The 18,698-nt window shown below is 51.0% G+C and carries 20 protein-coding genes; 7 read left to right on the top strand and 13 right to left on the bottom strand.

Features of this window, described 5'->3' with window-relative positions:
• Nucleotides 1–34: 34 nt before the first annotated feature.
• Nucleotides 35–721: a glutathione S-transferase family protein gene (locus ACN28R_RS04805; RefSeq protein ID WP_095833753.1), complete on the top strand. Its 687-nt coding sequence runs from the start codon at nt 35–37 to the stop codon at nt 719–721.
• 173 nt (nt 722–894) lie between these two features.
• On the opposite strand, the gene pbpG is transcribed toward ACN28R_RS04805, so the two are convergent.
• The 3 genes from pbpG to ACN28R_RS04790 form a co-directional block, all read right to left on the bottom strand.
• Nucleotides 895–1,842: a D-alanyl-D-alanine endopeptidase gene (gene pbpG / locus ACN28R_RS04800; protein ID WP_095833752.1), complete on the bottom strand. Its 948-nt coding sequence runs from the start codon at nt 1,840–1,842 to the stop codon at nt 895–897.
• Nucleotides 1,843–1,990: 148 nt separating this feature from the next.
• Entirely contained in the window at nt 1,991–2,500 is a 510-nt protein-coding gene (locus tag ACN28R_RS04795; RefSeq protein WP_095835731.1) for a DUF6622 family protein, read from the bottom strand.
• Between the two features lie 69 nt (nt 2,501–2,569).
• Nucleotides 2,570–3,178 (bottom strand): LysE family translocator, encoded by a 609-nt coding sequence (locus tag ACN28R_RS04790; RefSeq protein WP_095833751.1) that lies wholly within the window; start codon nt 3,176–3,178, stop codon nt 2,570–2,572.
• 112 nt (nt 3,179–3,290) lie between these two features.
• On the opposite strand from ACN28R_RS04790, the gene ACN28R_RS04785 reads away from it, so the two are divergent.
• Complete coding sequence (locus ACN28R_RS04785; protein WP_095833750.1) at nt 3,291–4,178, top strand: LysR substrate-binding domain-containing protein; 888 nt, start codon at nt 3,291–3,293, stop codon at nt 4,176–4,178.
• A 92-nt stretch (nt 4,179–4,270) separates the two neighbouring features.
• Here the strand turns inward: ACN28R_RS04785 and ACN28R_RS04780 are convergent, their stop codons facing one another.
• Nucleotides 4,271–4,399 (bottom strand): hypothetical protein, encoded by a 129-nt coding sequence (locus ACN28R_RS04780; protein WP_257790303.1) that lies wholly within the window; start codon nt 4,397–4,399, stop codon nt 4,271–4,273.
• A gap of 112 nt (nt 4,400–4,511) precedes the next feature.
• Here ACN28R_RS04780 and ACN28R_RS04775 point away from each other — a divergent pair, with 112 nt between their 5' ends.
• Entirely contained in the window at nt 4,512–4,772 is a 261-nt protein-coding gene (locus ACN28R_RS04775) for a LysR substrate-binding domain-containing protein (protein WP_095833749.1), read from the top strand.
• Between the two features lie 81 nt (nt 4,773–4,853).
• Here the strand turns inward: ACN28R_RS04775 and ACN28R_RS04770 are convergent, their stop codons facing one another.
• The 8 genes from ACN28R_RS04770 to ACN28R_RS04735 all read right to left on the bottom strand — a co-directional run bounded on the left by ACN28R_RS04770 (nt 4,854) and on the right by ACN28R_RS04735 (nt 14,464).
• Nucleotides 4,854–5,189, bottom strand: a complete 336-nt coding sequence (locus ACN28R_RS04770) for an FMN-binding protein (RefSeq protein WP_048638447.1) — start codon at nt 5,187–5,189, stop codon at nt 4,854–4,856.
• Nucleotides 5,190–5,332: 143 nt separating this feature from the next.
• Nucleotides 5,333–6,742: a flavocytochrome c gene (locus tag ACN28R_RS04765; protein ID WP_095833748.1), complete on the bottom strand. Its 1,410-nt coding sequence runs from the start codon at nt 6,740–6,742 to the stop codon at nt 5,333–5,335.
• A gap of 238 nt (nt 6,743–6,980) precedes the next feature.
• Nucleotides 6,981–8,390: a flavocytochrome c gene (locus tag ACN28R_RS04760; protein WP_048638445.1), complete on the bottom strand. Its 1,410-nt coding sequence runs from the start codon at nt 8,388–8,390 to the stop codon at nt 6,981–6,983.
• Between the two features lie 574 nt (nt 8,391–8,964).
• Nucleotides 8,965–9,504, bottom strand: coding sequence for a class IV adenylate cyclase (gene cyaB / locus ACN28R_RS04755; protein ID WP_048638444.1), 540 nt, complete (start codon nt 9,502–9,504; stop codon nt 8,965–8,967).
• A 652-nt stretch (nt 9,505–10,156) separates the two neighbouring features.
• A complete protein-coding gene (locus tag ACN28R_RS04750) occupies nt 10,157–10,702 on the bottom strand; it encodes a hypothetical protein (RefSeq protein ID WP_048638443.1) in 546 nt (181 codons plus the stop codon).
• Nucleotides 10,692–11,657, bottom strand: coding sequence for a homocysteine S-methyltransferase (gene mmuM / locus ACN28R_RS04745; RefSeq protein ID WP_095835730.1), 966 nt, complete (start codon nt 11,655–11,657; stop codon nt 10,692–10,694). Before mmuM ends, ACN28R_RS04750 begins: the two co-directional genes overlap by 11 nt.
• Before the next feature lie 134 nt (nt 11,658–11,791).
• On the bottom strand, nt 11,792–12,727 hold the full coding sequence (dusC, locus tag ACN28R_RS04740) for a tRNA dihydrouridine(16) synthase DusC (protein WP_095833747.1): 936 nt from the start codon (nt 12,725–12,727) through the stop codon (nt 11,792–11,794).
• A 141-nt stretch (nt 12,728–12,868) separates the two neighbouring features.
• The gene (locus ACN28R_RS04735; protein WP_095833746.1) at nt 12,869–14,464 is read right to left on the bottom strand and encodes an ABC transporter substrate-binding protein; all 1,596 of its coding nucleotides are present in this window, start codon (nt 14,462–14,464) and stop codon (nt 12,869–12,871) included.
• A gap of 170 nt (nt 14,465–14,634) precedes the next feature.
• Between ACN28R_RS04735 and pepT the strand changes: the two genes are divergently transcribed.
• Nucleotides 14,635–15,879 (top strand): peptidase T, encoded by a 1,245-nt coding sequence (pepT, locus tag ACN28R_RS04730; RefSeq protein ID WP_048638440.1) that lies wholly within the window; start codon nt 14,635–14,637, stop codon nt 15,877–15,879.
• Here pepT and ACN28R_RS04725 read toward each other — a convergent pair.
• A complete protein-coding gene (locus ACN28R_RS04725; RefSeq protein ID WP_257790302.1) occupies nt 15,868–16,092 on the bottom strand; it encodes a helix-turn-helix domain-containing protein in 225 nt (74 codons plus the stop codon). The two genes, pepT and ACN28R_RS04725, sit on opposite strands and share 12 nt — an antisense overlap.
• Here ACN28R_RS04725 and ACN28R_RS04720 point away from each other — a divergent pair.
• From ACN28R_RS04720 to ACN28R_RS04710, 3 genes are all read left to right on the top strand, one after another.
• The gene (locus ACN28R_RS04720; RefSeq protein ID WP_095833745.1) at nt 16,048–17,070 is read left to right on the top strand and encodes an IS110 family RNA-guided transposase; all 1,023 of its coding nucleotides are present in this window, start codon (nt 16,048–16,050) and stop codon (nt 17,068–17,070) included. The genes ACN28R_RS04725 and ACN28R_RS04720 overlap by 45 nt on opposite strands.
• Before the next feature lie 460 nt (nt 17,071–17,530).
• A complete protein-coding gene (locus ACN28R_RS04715) occupies nt 17,531–17,806 on the top strand; it encodes a hypothetical protein (RefSeq protein ID WP_236840186.1) in 276 nt (91 codons plus the stop codon).
• Nucleotides 17,807–17,812: 6 nt separating this feature from the next.
• Entirely contained in the window at nt 17,813–18,307 is a 495-nt protein-coding gene (locus tag ACN28R_RS04710; protein ID WP_231604186.1) for a DsbA family protein, read from the top strand.
• Nucleotides 18,308–18,698: the final 391 nt, after the last annotated feature.

Here is an 18,698-nt window from a genome sequence, read left to right as displayed (position 1 = left end):
TTATAGCGTTCCGTTATCGTATGGAGCATAAGACATGTATCAGTTGTATATCGCCAATAAAAATTACTCATCCTGGTCACTGCGTCCATGGGTATTGTTAAAAGCGTTATCCATTCCGTTTGAGGAAAGGCTGGTGACGTTTGTCTCCGCCGGGGCGAATCCGGCGTTCAAGGCGTTCTCTCCTTCCGCGAAAGTGCCTTGTCTGATTGATGGCGATACCACCGTTTGGGATTCTCTGGCGATAACCGAATATCTGGCCGAACAGCATAAGGGGGTGTGGCCCGCCGATGCCAAGGCCCGCGCCTGGGCGCGCTGCGCCGCGGCGGAGATGCATTCCGGTTTTACCGCACTGCGCGGCGACTGCACCATGAATTGCGGCGTGAAGGTCAAAATAAAAGACATTTCCCCGGCACTGAACAACGATATCAAACGACTCTGCGAGTTGTGGCAGGAAGGCTTAAGCCGTTTTGGCGGATCGTTTCTGGCAGGGAAAGATTTTTCCGCCGCCGATGCCTTCTTTGCGCCGGTCGTGTTCCGTATCCGCACCTATCAGTTGCCCGTCACGCCGCAAGTCGCCGCCTACTGTCAACATATGCTGTCCCAACCGGCCATGAAAAACTGGCTGGAACAGGCGTTGGCGGAGCCCTGGCGTGAACAGGAGCACGAAGAAGATATGCTCAAAGCTGGAGAAGTCATAGAAGATTTAAGAGCCCGCGCTTAACGGAAGCTATCGTATCGGGGATAGGGCTGACGCCATCCCCGCAAACGATCGATCGACAGAGTCGTGACTAAAAAACCGGCCTATGCAGGGACGACCATTTTAGAGATATTTCAGACATCAAACGACTCAAAATATTTCTCTCATTTTGTTTGTCCCTGCGTAAAAAATCGCTATTACTCCGTATCTACATTCGCCATGGCTTGCGGCTGTCGCGAAGCCAGCGCCTTCTGTTTCTTGTAGCTTAACGCCACGGCGGGAACATCGCTGATTTTGCCGGTTTCCATCCATTTCCGCAGACGGTTGGCATCGGCAAAATGCGTATATTTGCCAAACGCATCCAGCACCACCAGCGCCACCGGTCGTTGATTGATAATGGTGCGCATCACCAGGCAGTGCCCGGCCTGATTGGTAAAGCCCGTTTTAGTCAATTGAATATTCCAATCAGGTTTGCCAACCAGATAGTTAGTATTACGGAACGGCAAGCTGTATGCCGGGTGAGAAAACGCTACCGTTTTTTCCTGCGTGGTGCTGAGCTGGCTGAGTAAAGGATACTGTTTGCTGGCGATGAGTAACTTCGTCAGATCGCGCGCGGTCGAAACGTTATTGATGGATAATCCGGTAGGCTCGACATAGCGCGTGTGCATCATCCCCAATGCGCGGGCCTTGGCGTTCATCGCGGCAATAAACGCTTGATAGCCGCCGGGATAATGATGAGCAAGGCTGGCGGCGGCACGGTTTTCCGATGACATCAGCGCCAACAGCAGCATATCACGGCGGCTGATTTCACTATTCAGCCGCACGCGAGAATAAACCCCTTTCATCTCCTCCGTGTGACTGATGTCAACGGAGATCGTCTCGTCCAACGGCAGATTGGCATCCAGCACCACCAGCGCCGTCATCAGTTTGGTCACGGAAGCGATGGGCACCACGACATCCGGATTACTGGAATAGAGTATGTGATCGTCACGTAAATCCACCACCATGGCGCTGCCGGAGGCTATTTCCTGATGGGCGGCAACCGCTGATTTCGCCGGCGTTTTTGCCATGACCAACGGGGAAACCAGCATATTGGTTGACAACAACAGCATGCCAAGTAAAGAGAGCTTGTGTTTTTTACTCATTATTCAGTGGCTTAAACAGTATTCTGTTAAATAAAAAGAGATGGGCAGGCGCATTATAATTTACCGACAATCAGGGCGCACTCATGCAGCAGTAAAAGCTTTGTGACAAAGTTTAACAAAAGCGGCGCCCGGATGCAGTTTGACCGGGTTAAAGGGAAGCCGGGTGAGTTCCGCGCATCTGATTTAACAGACGAAGCGCGATGCCGCTGAATATCCCGCCGGTGATACCGCCGACGGCGCCAGACAACGCACAAAAGACGACGCTGTTGGCTAACTCGGGAAACCTCGCCAACTGGACGGAAAAATAGAATCGCAGACAAAAGGTCAACAGCATTAATAACAACGGCACGGACGATCCTGCGCGCTCAAAACACTGGAGGTCGGCACGATAGACGCCGGCGTCCTTCCCCAACATCCAGCCCAGGACGACTCCGGCAATCAGGGCCAACACAAAGCCAGCGACAGCGACTTCCCGCGCTACGAGAGTATGTAAAATTGAAAATCCCCCCCAGCATAGAAAGATAATCGGCAACACCAGCAAACGGCGCAGGGACTGCTGTCTTGGCTGACGGGCTTTTATGCCGGCATAGATTAGGTAAGCCAGTAAGATCCATACCCAGGACGGCGTGTGGCGAATGATAATGAGATAATTTTCCATAAAATTCATATACTCAGCGTTGAAAATACAGACTCGGATAATCCTACGCCCGGTGACTGCCGCGTGCAATCAGGGTAAGACCATCATGCCAGCCAGAATCATTAAGCCGCAGCCGACAATCCGGTTAATCCAGGCATAGCCGCGACGGATCTTTTCCTGCAGCAATGGCGTCGTGAGAAATAATGCGACCAGGCTGAACCAGGCAAAATGCGCCAATGACATAAATGCGCCATAGCCCAGCCGCCATAGCCAGGACGTTTGCGGATTAACGACCTGCAGGAACGTGCTTAATACAAACAACGTGGTTTTGGGATTTAAGGCATTGGTAAAAAATCCCTGGCGGAAATAGCGCCAGCCGCTTTTTGCGTTATTCGTCCCGCCCATATCGACCATATCTGGCCTGGTGTTGGTAAAGGTCTTGTAACCGAGATAGAGCAGATAAGTCGCGCCGAGATATTTAATAACGGCATAAAGCTGCGGCGTCTGGCTCATGATCGCCGCCACGCCTAACAACGTGTAGGCAACGTGCACCAACACCCCCAGCGCAATACCCGATGCCGTCAGTATCCCCGCCTTTCTGCGGCCCGTTAAGCTGTTGCGCGTCACCATGGCGAAATCGGCGCCCGGACTGATTACCGCCAGACAAGTGATGATCATTACCGCTAAAAATTCGGTCATATTCTCCCTACCCTCAGTCAATTATTAATAACACCGAGGCAAAGTAATAAGTGGAAATGGCCGGGAGGAAAATCGATAATAACTCACACCCACTTGTGACGAATGCTCACCAATGACGAAAAAACTTCCACCGCTCAATCTATTACATACCTTTGACGTTGTGGGTAAAAGAGAGAGCATGACCGATGCCGCGCGGGATTTATACGTTACTCATGGCGCCGTGAGTAAACAGATTAAAGCGCTGGAGGCGCATCTGGGTTTTCCGTTGATTGAACGCCATGGCAGAGGTATCCGCCTGACAGCGAAAGGCCGTGAACTGCACCGCGTGTGCAGCGCCGCCGTGGCGCTGGTCGCCGAGACCATTGTAAAACTGTCGTCGGAGATCCACGCGCCGTTGACCATCTCCTGCGAACCAACGCTCTGCATGCGTTTTCTTATCCCTCGCCTACCGGCTTTTAAGCAGGCGCATCCGGACATTGATATTCATCTGCTGGCCGCCGGCGGCGCTATCGATATACAGCAGAGCCGGATCGATATCGCGCTGCGGCGGGATGATTTCGTCTTTGATAAACACTATTTTTCCCAGCGGATAATTTCCGAATATACCGCCCCGGTATGTTCAGTGCGGCAGGATCATCACGAACGGCTGAGCACGCATTTACATACTTCATCACGTCCCGATGCCTGGAATATCTGGCGAAACCAAGTGCCGCCGCCACCGGCGAAGCAGATGGCGCAGAACCGCTATTTTGAGCATTTCTATCTGACGTTGCAGGCCGCCGAAAGCGGACTGGGCGTCGCTATCGCGTCGTTATTTATGGTTGAACAGGAGTTGACGGATGGCCGACTGGAGAGACTGGCGCCCTTTCAAGCGGACGGAAGCCAGTACATTCTGTTGTCGGCTCGCCCCATCGAAAGCGACGACCGCTATCAGGCGTTCTGTAACTGGCTAACGGCAGAAATGGCGGCGGTGGAGCGCATCTTCGGGCTCAGCCAGTGACAATGGCAACCTTTTTTGTCCGCACTGGAGCATATCGAGTGAGTTGAGAAAACCGGTGAGTAACCTCTGCCGCCTTTTGCTCGGTTCGCCGATCAGACATCCCTGGTTTTCGGCGTGGGCGAATCCGGCTTTCTGTTGCGCAAACGAACCAGCAATCGGCCGTCAATCGCGATCAGCCCGATGAAAATAGCCCCCATCCCGGCCAACATGAACAATGTCATCCTTGCCTGTAAAAAGAGCACGCCAAGTAAAACGGCGCTGCGAGCCTGAAGACGCGTTGGGCGTTACACTGCTTATTCGTAAGACACGCAGTCTGGCGTTGGCGCCGCAGGCGTGGACTCATCAATCAGCCGGTTAGGCCCGGTATTCACCGATAGCAATGGCGCCGTTGATGCGGCAAAAGCGGGATTGGGCGTCGCGCTGGTCAGGCGATCGTTCGTTGCGTCATTGATTGAGGAAGGATTGTTGATTGTCCCCTTTGAACAGGGAATGAAGAGCGCGTTGGCTTATTATCTTGTTTATCCGGCGGTTTCGCTTGAACAGCCGCATATTGCCGCATTCCACCGTTGGCTAACGGCCATCGCCAGGCAATAACATTACCCGGCAATGACTTTCTGCAACAACCAGTCTGTAATCGTACGTTTACAGACTGGTGATTCGACACGAGCTAACCAATTATTTTGCCTGCTCCAGCGCCTCTTTTATGGCGTTAATGACCCCATTACTTGACATAGTGGCTCCAGTTACCGCATCCACCTGGTCAGGATCCTGAGTTTCGATCAGCTCCGGCACCACGTTATCAATAACCCCCATCATCAACGCTTCGGTGTCTTCATGTTTGACGACTTCGGCGTTGGTGATTTTGCCACCTTCAACAACCACAGAAACTTCGACTTCCCCTTCTTTACCCTGCGCTTTCCCGGTATAGGTACCATCTTTATACTCGGCGGCGGCGGCAAAAGAGAACGAAAGCGCTAAAGTGGCCACTACGGCCGGAATTAATTTTTTCATAACTTTCCCATAAGTTAATTACACATAAAAAAAGCCATCTAAAACTCACGACAAGCAGCGATCCTGCCAGTAGAACCAATATAACCACTCATCCATCCTGAACAACGAGCCAGGATGGATTTTGGGATCAAGTCCTCAATTGATTATTTGCCTGCTTTTAATTCCTTCACTGCCTCATCGGCGCCGATTCGGCCATAAGTGACGATATCGGCCAGCGAATTGCCGCCTAAACGGTTGGCGCCATGCACTCCGCCCGCGACTTCACCCGCGGCAAACAGATTCGGGATCACCTTGCCATTCACATCCAGCACCTGGGCTTTGGTATTGATCGCGATCCCCCCCATCGTATGGTGGATGCCCGGCGTCACTTCAATAGCGTAATATTTTCCGCTATCCAGAGGGAGCTTCAGGCTATCGCGTCCAAACTCGGCGTCTTTCTTATCTTTCACATAGCCACTATAGGCGCTGAAGGTCTGAGCCAATTGTTTTCCATCAACATTTATCGCTTTAGCCAATTCCTCGACCGTATTTCCTTCAGCCACCAGTTTCTGTTTAAAGTAGGTTTCGATCGTATGATTCTGTTTAGCCAGAGCGTCGTTAAAAATCACATAAGCGTGTTTGCCCGGCTGTTTCAGAATGCTTTGAGAGACGACGTCGCGGGTCAACAGTTCATTGGTAAAGCGTTTACCCTGTTCATTGACCAGAATCGCGCCATCCCCGCGGACGCCTTCTGAAATCAGGATCCCCTGGCCGGGAACCGTGGTCGGATGGATCTGGATATATTCCATATCCACCAGTTTGGCGTTCAGCTTCTGCGCCATTTTGATCCCTTCGCCCTGGGCGCCCGGCGCATTGGTGGTTTTAAAGTCCACCAGTTTGGGATCGTACTCCCCGATCATATCGAAGTTGGCGCCGAAACCACCGGCGGTGATCATCACCTTCTTGGCATCAATGGTGAATTCTTTCCCATCTTTCCCCTTGGCCTTCACGCCGGTTACCGCGCCTTTATCATCTTGCAGGATTTCTGTCGCAGAGGTATTGGTGCGAAGATCAATATTCAGCGCTTTAACTTTTTTCAGCAACGCCACCGCAATAAAACTGCCGGCCGGTTCGCCGCCCATTGGACGGTGGATACGGTCAACGCTGGCGCCCCCCGCTCTGGTGACATCCGACAGTTCCGCACCGTTTTCTTTCAGAAAAAGAATCGAATCCTTCGCATGTTCGGCTAATGTTTTGACCAGCTCGGGATTATTTTTCTGTTTGCCGCCTTTCATTGTGTCCTGATAGAACAGCTCCGGGCTGTCATCAATGCCCTTTGCTTTCTGATATTCCGTGCCGGCGGCATTTAATCCGCCTTCCGCCCGGGCGGTATTGCCCCCGGCAAACGGCATTTTCTCCAATAATATGACTTTCGCACCCTGGTTGTGCGCTTCAATGGCTGCCGACATACCGCCGCCGCCCGCACCGATAATGACCAGATCGGTACTTTCACAGTGGACCGCGGAGGAAAAAGCCAATGCCAACGCACTCAATAATAAAATTTGTTTTTTCATGATGAATGGACCTGTGTATTGTTATTTCCAATAAAAACTCAATTTATTGAAATGATTTCCATCATCCTTTCTTACCGTAAAAAAACGGCTCAAGCTCCATGAGGTTCAGTAACTGCAGACTTCTATTATTTCTATTGATAAAAGACGTAGGGGGCGACAACGAACGCGAGGCATCCCTGCGGACACCTCAGCGTCGTTATTCCCCCCAACATCAGATTTAAGTGAACGGTATAAGCAATTATTTGCCCGCTTTGATCTCTTTAACGGCTTCATCGGCGCCGATACGGCCGTAGGTAACGATATCCGCCAACGAGTTGCCGCCCAGACGGTTAGCGCCGTGCACCCCACCGGCCGCTTCACCGGCGGCAAACAGGTTCGGGATCACCTTGCCGTTCACGTCCAACACCTGAGCTTTGTTGTTGATCGCAATCCCGCCCATGGTGTGGTGAATCCCGGGAGTGATTTCAATGGCATAATACTTGCCGCTGTCCAGGGCAAGCTTCATGCTGTCACGACCGAATTCATCATCTTTATCGGCTTTAACATAGCCGCTGTAAGTGCTGACGGTCTGCGCCAGTTGGGTAGCATCAACGTTAATGGCTTTGGCCAATTCCTCAACCGTATTCCCTTCGGCAACCAGTTTTTGCTTAAAGTAGGATTGCGTGGCCTGATTCTGCTTGACCAGATCATCATTAAAAATCAGGTAGGCATGAGCACCCGGTTGTTTGAGGATACTCTGTGAAACCACATCACGAGTCAGCAGTTCGTTCACAAAACGCTTGCCGCCTTCATTGACCATGATCGCGCCGTCGCCGCGTACCGCCTCTGTAATCAAGATGCCTTGACCGGGAACGGTTGAAGGGTGAATCTGGATGTATTCCATATCCACCAGTTTGGCATTCAGCTTGGTCGCCATCTTGATACCGTCGCCCTGGGAGCCTGGCGCATTGGTGGTTTTAAAACCGACCAGTTTGGGATCGTATTGTTTGATCATGTCAAAGTTAGCTCCGAAACCACCTGACGTGATCATCACTTTCTTGGCATCAATGGTGAATTCTTTTCCGTCTTTCCCCTTAGCCTTCACGCCCGTGACTTCACCCTTGTCATTTTGGACGATATCGGTCGCGGAAGTATTGGTGCGCAGATCGATGTCCAGCGCCTTCACTTTTTTGATCAACGCCGTCGCAATAAAACTGCCTGCTGGCTCCCCTCCGGCAGGACGGTGGGTACGGTCGACGCGAGAACCGCCGGTGCGCGTCAAATCCGCCAGGTCGGCGCCATTCTCTTTCAGGAAAATAACCGAGTCTTTCGCATGTTCCGTCAGCGTTTTCACCACTTCAGGGTTATTAATATTTCTTCCCCCTTTCATCGTGTCTTCATAGAACATTTCAGGGCTGTCATTGATGCCTCTGGATTTTTGCAGTTCCGTGCCGGCCGCATTTAACCCAGCCTCTGCCCGCGCGGTATTCCCGCCGGCAAACGGCATTTTCTCCAGCAATATCACTTTTGCGCCCTGATTATGCGCTTCAATGGCTGCCGACATGCCGGCTCCACCCGCGCCGATAATGACCAAATCAGTCGTTTCACTATGAACGACTGAGGAAAAAGCGAATGCCAGCGCGCTCAATAGCAGGACTTTTTTCTTCATGATATGAACCTATATTTTGTTATTTCCAATTAGGAAATCCATTTATTGGAACAAGTTTCATTATCTTCTTACCGCAGAAAATACCGCAGAGGTTGCTTTATGCTATGTAGAACAAGTTTTTCGCAGATAAAAAGCGTCCTCATCCCTATGGAATTCCAAATGACAACGTCTATTAGACGATTCAACCTTTATCTAACACGGTTTGATACATACAGAAAATTAATCATTCCGTATCATGGACATACCGTATTGATTTAAATCCTACGCGAATTTTCATTCAAAAATTTTAACTTGATCATATATTTAGAAATTTCTTGAATTATATTTTTAAAGAAAATCATCAGAAAGATGAAGAGCGGAAGACGAATTTTATGGTGATGGATCCTTTCAGCAGGATTATGGGGATCGATGCGCAAAGGTTGGTGATGAAATAATTTCAGATGGGCTTAAATTTTAACATTGAAATAACATAAAAAAGACAGAAGAGACATATTTAATACCCAATAGATTTCAAGTACAGGAACGTGGGAAATCCACATACCTGCACTTGAAAGATAAAAGGCGATCCTGGCGGTTAAAAACCCAGCAATTGGCGATATGAATGGGTTTCAATATTATCCATTGATAGGCCAAGGCGAAGCGCGCATTCAACACATTGTTCCCTCAGAAGATTCAATTGCGTCTCATCATCCGTCATTACGGATATTTCAACAAAGTGGCCGAGGGATTCAATATAATCCAGCGTAATATGGAAAGTATCCAGGAAATAAACGCTACGCGTTTTGCCAATTTCATAAATTGCTTTATATCCCAGCGTTTGCAGCATGCTGTCCGTCTTTTCGAACGATTCAACATTCACCGCTTCACAGCGCTCCGCCTCCGGCCCTTTGACGATCCAAAGCTTGATCCCTGACGGCTCCATTCGCCGCAACACCATGCTAATATTTTGTTTTAGCAAGCCATTATCAACGTCGTCGTAATAAATATCGTGTTCTTTATTCTCGAAAATAAAGGCTTCAGGATGATGGCTAAAGAGTGTATCGCGAAATATCACGATATCCTGGATACGAAATTTCAATTCAACTTCGTATTTCCCTACGAAATGTTCAACCATGTTCTTTCTCCTTACAGGATCAGCTGTAAGCACTATGGGACGCCCGGCCCAACATATCAACTCTCTTTGTCCGAAAAATGTCCGCACATTAAACCACGCGTCCGCACCATGAACATTCGGCCGCCCGAAGGCCGATATACTGACAATACCGGCGAGAATAAGGCCGGGTTCGTCCCCTGCCGGTACGAAATGGAGGCGGACCGGGCATAACGTTTATGACCTCAGGCATGCAGCGAGGCGGTTTCATCGGCTACCGCTCAACATCCGGTTCATAACCTGTCGCGCCGGCCATAATAGTAACCAAAACGTAAAAAACGGCCAATTACCCTATCCTGTTACCGTTATTCATTAGTTAGTTCAATATTTTCATAAGCCTATTTGTTTATTTGCCGAAGCTCCCGCTTGATCAAACCGGAAATATATCAGATGGCCTATATAACAATAAAATTAATTTAAATGACCCATAACGAATTTTAGAATATAAAAATCCCCAACTAACAGCATTGAATTGTCATCTCAATAGGCAGGGGAATATTAAATGATAAAATAATTAAGTTTTTAAAACGACACCCCATTATTATCCTCGTCAGCATACGTCCGATCGGTATCAGGCGCGATTTGGGGCGCGACATGCGGATTAAAATGCAGGTATTTACGTAACCGGCGCCGTCGCCAATATGCGCACATCATCGAAACCGTGATGATGCATAAACTCGCGCAGAATAAGCAATCTGGCGGAGAATGCGCTCTCCAGCGGAATCCCTTCCCAGGAGGCGGGGCTACCCAGCATGACCCGCTCCAGCCGTTTGAACGTTTGTTCCATACTCTCCAGCGGCAATAACCAGCCATCGGCATCTTCCTTCGCGCCGGAGAGCCGCGCAATAACCGCCAGTTCGGGATCGAAACAAAACAGCGATGAGCCGACGGGAAGGTCGTGACGAATCGCCATCACGTCGTCTTCAACGGTCATAATCGCCAGTTCCATTTCATCCGGCGTGGGAGGAAGGTGTTTAAAAAAGGCTTGCGCCGTTTTTTTGAACCCCAACCTCAAATGGAGGATCGATTCCGGCTGCGGCCCTGTTCCGCAGGCGACCGTCGTTTGCTGTTCATCGATAGACAGCAACGTTACAGGCGCCGCCGCTGCAACACGCCGTCTTGCTTGTTCATATTGCTGACGAACGTTGCTATCAACACTCATCGGCGCTCTCCTTACCCGCATGTTGACAGAATCGGGCGATACCGGCGATATCCGCCGGCGTAGTCCGGCAGCAGCCGCCAATCAGTTTTGCGCCGGCCGCCCGCCACTCAGGCAAATGCGCCGCCAGAGAACAGGCGCTATCACCGTGGTTGTCCCAGGTTTTGGTCGCCGCATCATAGTGTTCGCCCGAATTGGGATAGACCACCAGCGGCAGCGATGTCCCGTCGGAAAGCTGCGTCAATGCCGCGGTCACGTTATCCAGCGCGATGCAATTGATGCCGACGGCGACAACCTGCGGGCAGAGATTGAGTAACGACAGCACCTCTTTCAATGAGGTGCCGTCGCTCAGATGCGCGCTATCGCGCAGCGTAAAGGAGAACCAGGCCAACGCCTGTGGGAATTCTTTCAGCAATTCGGCCAACGCCTTGATTTCCGCGAACGACGGCATGGTTTCACAGGCAAGAAGATCCACCCCGGCATCGAGCAGCGCCGAAATACGCGGGCGGTGAAAATCCATCATTTCGGCCTGCGGCAACGCGTAGTCTCCCCGATATTCCGATCCATTCGCCAGATAAGCGCCATATGGCCCCACCGAGCCGGCAATCAGCAAGTTTCCGGCCTGAGGATGAGTTCGGCGATACTCATCGCGCGCCTGAGCGGCAAGCTGTACGCTTTTTTTAATCAGTTCCAGCGACTGCCGTTCGCTCAATCCGCGCGCCTTAAAACCCAGCGGCGTCGCCTGATAGCTGGCCGTAATGGCGCATTGCGCACCGGCGTTAAAATAGTCGAGATGAACCTGATAAATCAGAGCGGGATTTTCAATCAGTACCTTCGCCGACCAGAGCGGATCGGTCAGATCGCAGCCACGCGCTTCCAGTTCCGTGGCCAATGCCCCGTCCAGCACAATCGTTGATGCGGTTGCCAGCATTTCGGCCACAGGGTTATTACGCAACATTTTCAGTTCCCTTATCAAATTCACGTTTTCAGACTGGTTGAGTGAAATAATAAGCGCCATACCATAAAGCGACAAACGGTATTCCACACACGGCGCAATATGCTGCTCCGGCTAGCGGAGCGTACGATATAGGCTTATCCCTTTTTACAGATCGCCCGCGCAATATCGGCCGAGGTTTTCAGCGCCCGGATTTCACTAAACAGCGACGAGGCCTCGGTATATTCTTTACGCAGATAGCCCAGCCACTGCTTGATACGGGCGACATGATACAGACCGGTATCGCCCTGCTTTTCCAAGCGGACGTATTTTCGCAGCAGCAGCATGACTTCGGTCCAGGGCATACGCGGTTCGTTATATTTGATCACCCGGCTCAGATTCGGCACGTTAAGCGCCCCCCGGCCAATCATGATGGCGTCGCAGCCGGTCGCCGCCATGCACGCCCGCGCGCTTTGCCAGTCCCAGATTTCGCCGTTGGCGATCACCGGAATAGTTAAACGGCGGCGTATTTCGCCGATGGCCCGCCAGTTAATGCACTCCGCTCGGTAGCCATCCTCTTTGGTGCGCCCATGCACGGCGATTTCCGTCGCGCCCGCCTGCTGCACCGCATCGGCAATCTCAAACTGCCGGTCGCCGGAATCCCAGCCAAGACGCACCTTCACCGTCACCGGCAGATGCGCGGGCACCGCTTCGCGTATCGCTTTGGCGCCCTGATAAATCAATTCCGGATCTTTGAGCAACGTCGCCCCGCCGCCGCTGCCGTTGACCAGTTTGGACGGACAGCCGCAGTTCAGATCGACGCCATAGGATCCCAACTCAACCGCCCGGCTGGCGTTTTCCGCCAGCCAGTGCGGATATTGCCCCAACAGTTGGACGCGCACCGGCGTACCAGACGGCGTGCGGCTGGCATGATGTAATTCCGGGCATAAGCGATAGAAAGACTTAACCGGCAGGCGCTGATCCACCACCCGTAAGAACTCGGTGATGCACAGGTCATAATCATTAACCTCAGTCAGAAGTTCCCGCACCAGAGAGTCGAGAACCCCTTCCATCGGGGCAAGCAGAATACGCATAACGCTACTCGGTTACAAAAACAGACCAGTAAAAAAGCACGCAATGGTACTGTTCATTGTAAGGGATACGCAACGGAAAAAGCGCGGGGATGAAGTCAAATTCCCATCCCCGCCGTCGAACGAATTCGAATGACGTTCAGCTTACTTCTTCACATCAACCTGATAGAAAATGTGTTTGCCGAAGGGATCGATCTCATACCCCGTCACTTCCTTGCGTATCGGTTCAAAGATCGTCGAATGGGCAATCATCACCGCGGGCGCCTGATCGTGCATAATTTGCTGCGCCTGTTTGTACAGCTCGATACGTTTATTATGGTCCTGAGAAGTACGGGCTTCGGTAATAATCTTATCAAACGGGGCATAGCACCATTTCGATGAGTTGGAACCCCCATCGGCAGAGGTACAGCTAAACAACGGTCCGAAGAAGTTGTCCGGATCGCCGGTCGCGGTGGTCCAGCCCATCAACGCGGCCTGGTGTTCGCCGCCTTTCACCCGCTTCAGGTACTCACCCCATTCGAAGCTGACGATTTTCGCCTGCACGCCCACTTTCGCCCAATCCGCCTGAATCATTTCCGCCATGCGGCGCGCGTTCGGGTTGTACGGACGCTGAACCGGCATCGCCCACAAATCAATCGTGGCGCCTTCAGGCAAACCGGCTTCTTTCAGCAGCGCTTTGGCCTTTTCCGGATCGTAGTCATAATCTTTCAGATCCTGATCGGCGCTCCATACGCCCGGCGGCAGCAGATTTTTCGCCGCTGTCCCGGTTCCCTGGAACACGGCTTCGATAATGGCGGATTTGTTGATCGCCATGGTCAGCGCCTGGCGCACCTTTACATTATCCAGCGGCGCTTTCTGCGTATTGAAAGCCAGGAACCCGGTATTCAAGCCGGCTTTCTGCATCAGGGTAATATCCTGGTTCCCTCTCATGCGCGGCAGATCGGCCGGATTCGGGAACGGCATGACCTGACACTCGTTCTTTTCCAGTTTGGCATAACGCACGGAGGCATCCGGCGTAATAGTGAAAATCAGCCGATCCAACTTGGCCTTGCCTTGCCAGTATTCCGGGAACGCCTTATACAAAATGCGCGAATCTTTCTGATATTGCGCCAGTTCAAACGGGCCGGTGCCGATCGGGTTCATATCCACGCGCTCCGGCGTTCCCGCTTTCAGCATCGCGTCGGCATATTCCGCGGAAAGTATCGAGGCGAAGTACCAGGCTAAATCCGCCAGGAAGGGCGCTTCGGCATGAGACAGCGTAAAGCGCACCGTATGGTCGTCAATTTTGTCGATGCTTTTAATCAGCGAGCCGAACTCCAGGCTTTCAAAATTGGAGTAATTGCCATTAGAGACATTGTGGTAGGGATGTTGGGGATCCTTCTGCCTCATAAACGAAAAGATAACGTCGTCGGCGCCGAAGTCGCGCGTGGGTTTGAAGTATTTATTGCTTTGAAACTTCACGCCTTTGCGCAGATGGAAGGTATAAACCGTACCCTGTTCGCTGACATCCCAACTTTCCGCCAGGTTCGGGAGCAGCTCCGTGGTGCCCACTTTGAAATCGACCAGGCGGTTATAAACCGGCACCGCGCTGGCATCTACGCTGGTGCCGGAGGTATACAACTGCGGGTTAAAGTTTTCCGGCGAACCTTCTGAACAAAATACCAACGTGTTAGCCGAAGCCGCCGAAGCCATCGCTAACGTCAATGCTGACAGCGTTAACCGCGTCACCAAACTTTTCATCCCAGCCTCTCTTTATGCTACATACCCTGATAAATAAAAAATCACTTACCTACATATTGCCTGATTCAAAGCGGCAAACGACACCGCCAAATGCAGTTAGGTAGTTAACAAATAACATAATTAGGCTACGATATAAAATAACCCATGTAATGAAAAATGAAGGATGCGTTATGACTTACCATCTGGCCAGTCAGCTCAGCAAGCGTTTTTATCGCTATCTCGCCGTGACCAGCCAAAGCAATGCCGCCTCTTCGGTTTTACCCAGCACGCCAGAGCAACACGACATGGCGAAAATGCTGGCGGAAGAGCTGCGCGAACTCGGTATGAAAGATGTCGTTATTGATGAACATGCCACCGTTACCGCGGTAAAACCGGGCAATTGCCCTTCCGCGCCGCGCATCGGTTTTATTACGCATATCGATACGGTGGATGTCGGGCTATCGCCCCACATTCATCCCCAGACCTTACACTTTACCGGTGAAGATCTTTGTCTGAACCGCGAACGGGATATCTGGCTGCGCACGGCGGAACACCCGGAAATTATGCCGTATGTCGGCCAGGATATTATTTTCAGCGACGGCACCAGCGTGCTGGGCGCGGATAACAAAGCCGCCGTCACGGTGGTCATGACGCTGCTGGAGAACCTGACCAGCGATATGCGGCACGGCGATATCGTGGTCGCATTCGTGCCGGACGAGGAGATCGGTCTGCGCGGGGCGAAGGCGCTGGATCTTAAACGTTTTGATGTGGATTTCGCCTACACGATTGACTGCTGCGAACTGGGTGAAGTGGTGTACGAGAACTTCAACGCCGCCGCCGCCGAAATCCGTTTTACCGGCGTGACCGCCCACCCGATGTCAGCCAAAGGCGTATTGGTCAACCCGCTGCTGATGGCCCATGATTTTATCAGCCATTTTGACCGTCAACAGACGCCGGAACACACCGACGGGCGTCAGGGCTATGTCTGGTTTAACGATCTGGCGGCGAACGCCAACGAGGCCAGGCTGAAGGCTTCCATACGCGATTTCGATCTGGCTTCGTTCGAGCGGCGCAAACAGCAGATTGCCGATACCGCCGCGAAGATCGGCCGCCAATACCCTACCGGCAACGTCACCTTCACCATTAGCGATACCTACAGCAATATCAGCAACGCCATTACCGACGATCGCCGCGCCATCGACCTGCTGTTCGCCGCGCTGGATAAGCTGGCGATTCAGCCGAAAGTTACGCCCATGCGCGGCGGCACGGACGGCGCGGCGCTTTCCGCGAAGGGATTGCTGACGCCGAATTTCTTTACCGGCGCGCACAACTTCCATTCGCGTTTTGAATTCCTGCCCGTCCCGTCGTTTGTAAAATCGTATCAAGTCGCGTTGAATCTGTGCCTACTGGCCGCTGGAGACGACTCAGCGCAGTAGCGTTCGGCGCAGCGCGGAAGGGGTCATTCCGCGCTCGCTTTTAAAGCTATGGCTAAAGTGGCTGGCGGAACTGAACCCGCACATCAGCGCAATGGACACCTCCCCACAATCGGCTTCAATGAGCCATGCTGTCAGTGTGTGCCAACAGCAAAATGAAAGAGGTGTCCAATGGAACCAATTATCGGAATTGATCTGGCAAAGCGAGTTTTTCAATTACACATTGCCACTTTGCAAGGACAGATAAAAGCCAACAAGCTGATCATCCGTGAAAAACTGATGGTTTTCATTGTTCAGCAACCACCGTCAAGGATAGTCATGGAAGCCTGCGGTAGTGCAAATTACTGGGCTCGTCAGTTCAGAAAATACGGACATGATGTTAAACAAATCAGCCCCCAGCATGTTGCCCCGTTCAGAATGGGGAATAAAAACGATAAAAATGATGCCATCGCCATCGTTGAAGCTGATAGCCGTCCAGGGATGCGCTATGTACCGGAAAAAAACCTGGAGCAGCAGGATATGCAATGCCTGCACCGGGTTCGCCAGAGTCTGATGAAAAATAGAACTGCTCTCATCAATCAAATACGAGGATTAGGGCTGGAATACGGTATCACCATACCGGAAGGGCCGCACAAAATAGCGTTATGTCTGCCCGATTATCTGGAAGACGCAAAAAATGAACTGACGGCAATGAGCCGGCAGTTATTTCATGAGTTATTGCAGGAACTCAGGGAATATCAGCAGCGATTAAAAGAACGCGATAAACGCCTTGAGCATATCGGATCACTGAATGAAGATACAACCCGCTTACAAAGTTTACCGGGCATTGGTGTCCTGGGCGCATCCGCTCTGACGGTTGCACTGGGGGACAGTTCGGATTTTAAAAACGACCGGCATTTTGCCAGCTATCAGGGACTGGTCCCGAAGGAGCACAGCAGTGGTGGAAAAGTTAAACTGTTGGGCATAACAAAACGGGGTGATGCTTACCTGCGCGGTCTTCTTATCCATGGCGCCCGCTCAGTGGTGTATCGAATCGGTAACCTTCCCGATGAACGATGTAACGACCTGCAACGCTGGCTCAAGGGAATAATAGCCCGAAGTGGCGTGAACAAAGCCGTTGTCGCTCTGGCAAACAAGAATACGCGAATGGCTTGGGCACTGGTCAATCAGCAAACTATTTATGTCTCGAAGTGATATGCATTTTTAAGTAAAGTCAAAGAGTTGATGTACTGACAGGTAGAACCGATTCTCTGTGAACCTGGCAAATAACTTGGCTGTCAGAAGCTATGGCGATAATGAGGCCAGAGAGTACGGCTGTTCATCAGGGCTCATCGAAGCCGAATATATGTTTGTGACTACATTGTCAGAGAAAAGGAACGCCCACGCTTGCATTGGGTCGGTGTCCATGTGGCTATTTAGTAATGCATTAAGAATGGTTATAGCATTTCGCTAATAATATAGTGGAATTGCAGCAGCAGTTATGACTCAGATATTGAAAATTCATATGAAGGCAGATCGGTTGTTGTTTTCTTTTAGCCACTCTGCATCGGGTCGAAATGTTTATCTGCCATTATTTCGGTTTAATCAAAATGGTTAGCTTGCGCCGTCAAACTGACTTTGCTAAGGAGAAACGCAGTGACAATAAAACTGCAACATGTTTTTTTTTGTGGCCACATGCTTCGGTACATTTCATGGAGCCTACGCTGAGGATACCGCACCTGCATTCAACGCAACACAGCAAGCCGAGATTGGAAAAATTGCGGCTGATTACCTTCTGGCTCATCCTGACATATTACTCCAAGTCAGCCAAAAATTACAGGAACAAGAGACCCTGCGCCAAGCAGTAGCTCTGACTAAAATGGTTCTCGATAATCAGGAAGCATTGCTGACAGATAAAAATACCCCCAGTGTCGGACCGGCTAACGCATAGGTCGCGATGATTGAATTTTTTGATTATCAGTGCATTTATTGTAATAAGATGGCGCCCATTGTTGAAAATGTCATGAAGGCGAATGCCAATGTGAAATTTATTTTCAAAGAATGGCCGATTTTCGGTAGCCGTTGGCAAGCGTCTACCACCGCCGCGCAAACCGGTCTGTCAATTTGGCAAGATAGAGCTTCAGCAGACTATCTGGCTTACCACAATGCCATTTACAAAACAGGCCATAATGAAGGTGCCCTGACCGATAAAGATATCGCGGATGTTCTCAAAAAAGCGGGGATCCCCATCCCAACGCCATCGGAGCTGGCACGAACCACAGCAACTATCGACAACATCAATTCATTAGCGCATAAACTCGGCCTTACCGGGACGCCTGCTTTTATTATTATGCCTGTCTCGGGTGGTAATATAAACACTATAACTGTTGTACCTGGTGCCACGGATCAAATGACGTTGACCAGTGCCATCAACAAAGCCTCAGGTCATTAGTCCCGTAGGATAATACATGAACCCATCTACAACGTGCTCATTATCCGATATCTATAAGTAAAATAGACAATTAGTAACTGAACTTCACAATAACAGTTTTGTCTTGATAGAGTGACCAACCAATACAAAGGTGACCAAAAAGCCTCCTCCATCAATGGCAATCTCCCGGCCCTTTGGCGATGTGATTTGTGCGCACGATGCTCTGCCCGGTCCAATGCCGCTTGTAATCTTCCGCACCGGCGGGGACTTGGGACCATATCACGGTGACCAATGTGTGAGGTAGATAATTTTTTTACATTTTTTTGTTCATTGAGGTGCCACTTTTTCTTTCTCATTGCACAGAACAGATAAGGCGGGCCTCCCGAAAAATTTCATAAACGGGTCGCTCACG

Source organism: Brenneria goodwinii, assembly GCF_002291445.1.
In the GTDB taxonomy this organism is placed as follows: Bacteria; Pseudomonadota; Gammaproteobacteria; order Enterobacterales; family Enterobacteriaceae; genus Brenneria; species Brenneria goodwinii.
Note: the sequence above shows the minus strand (reverse complement) of the source record. Positions and strands in the feature narration are given on the sequence as shown.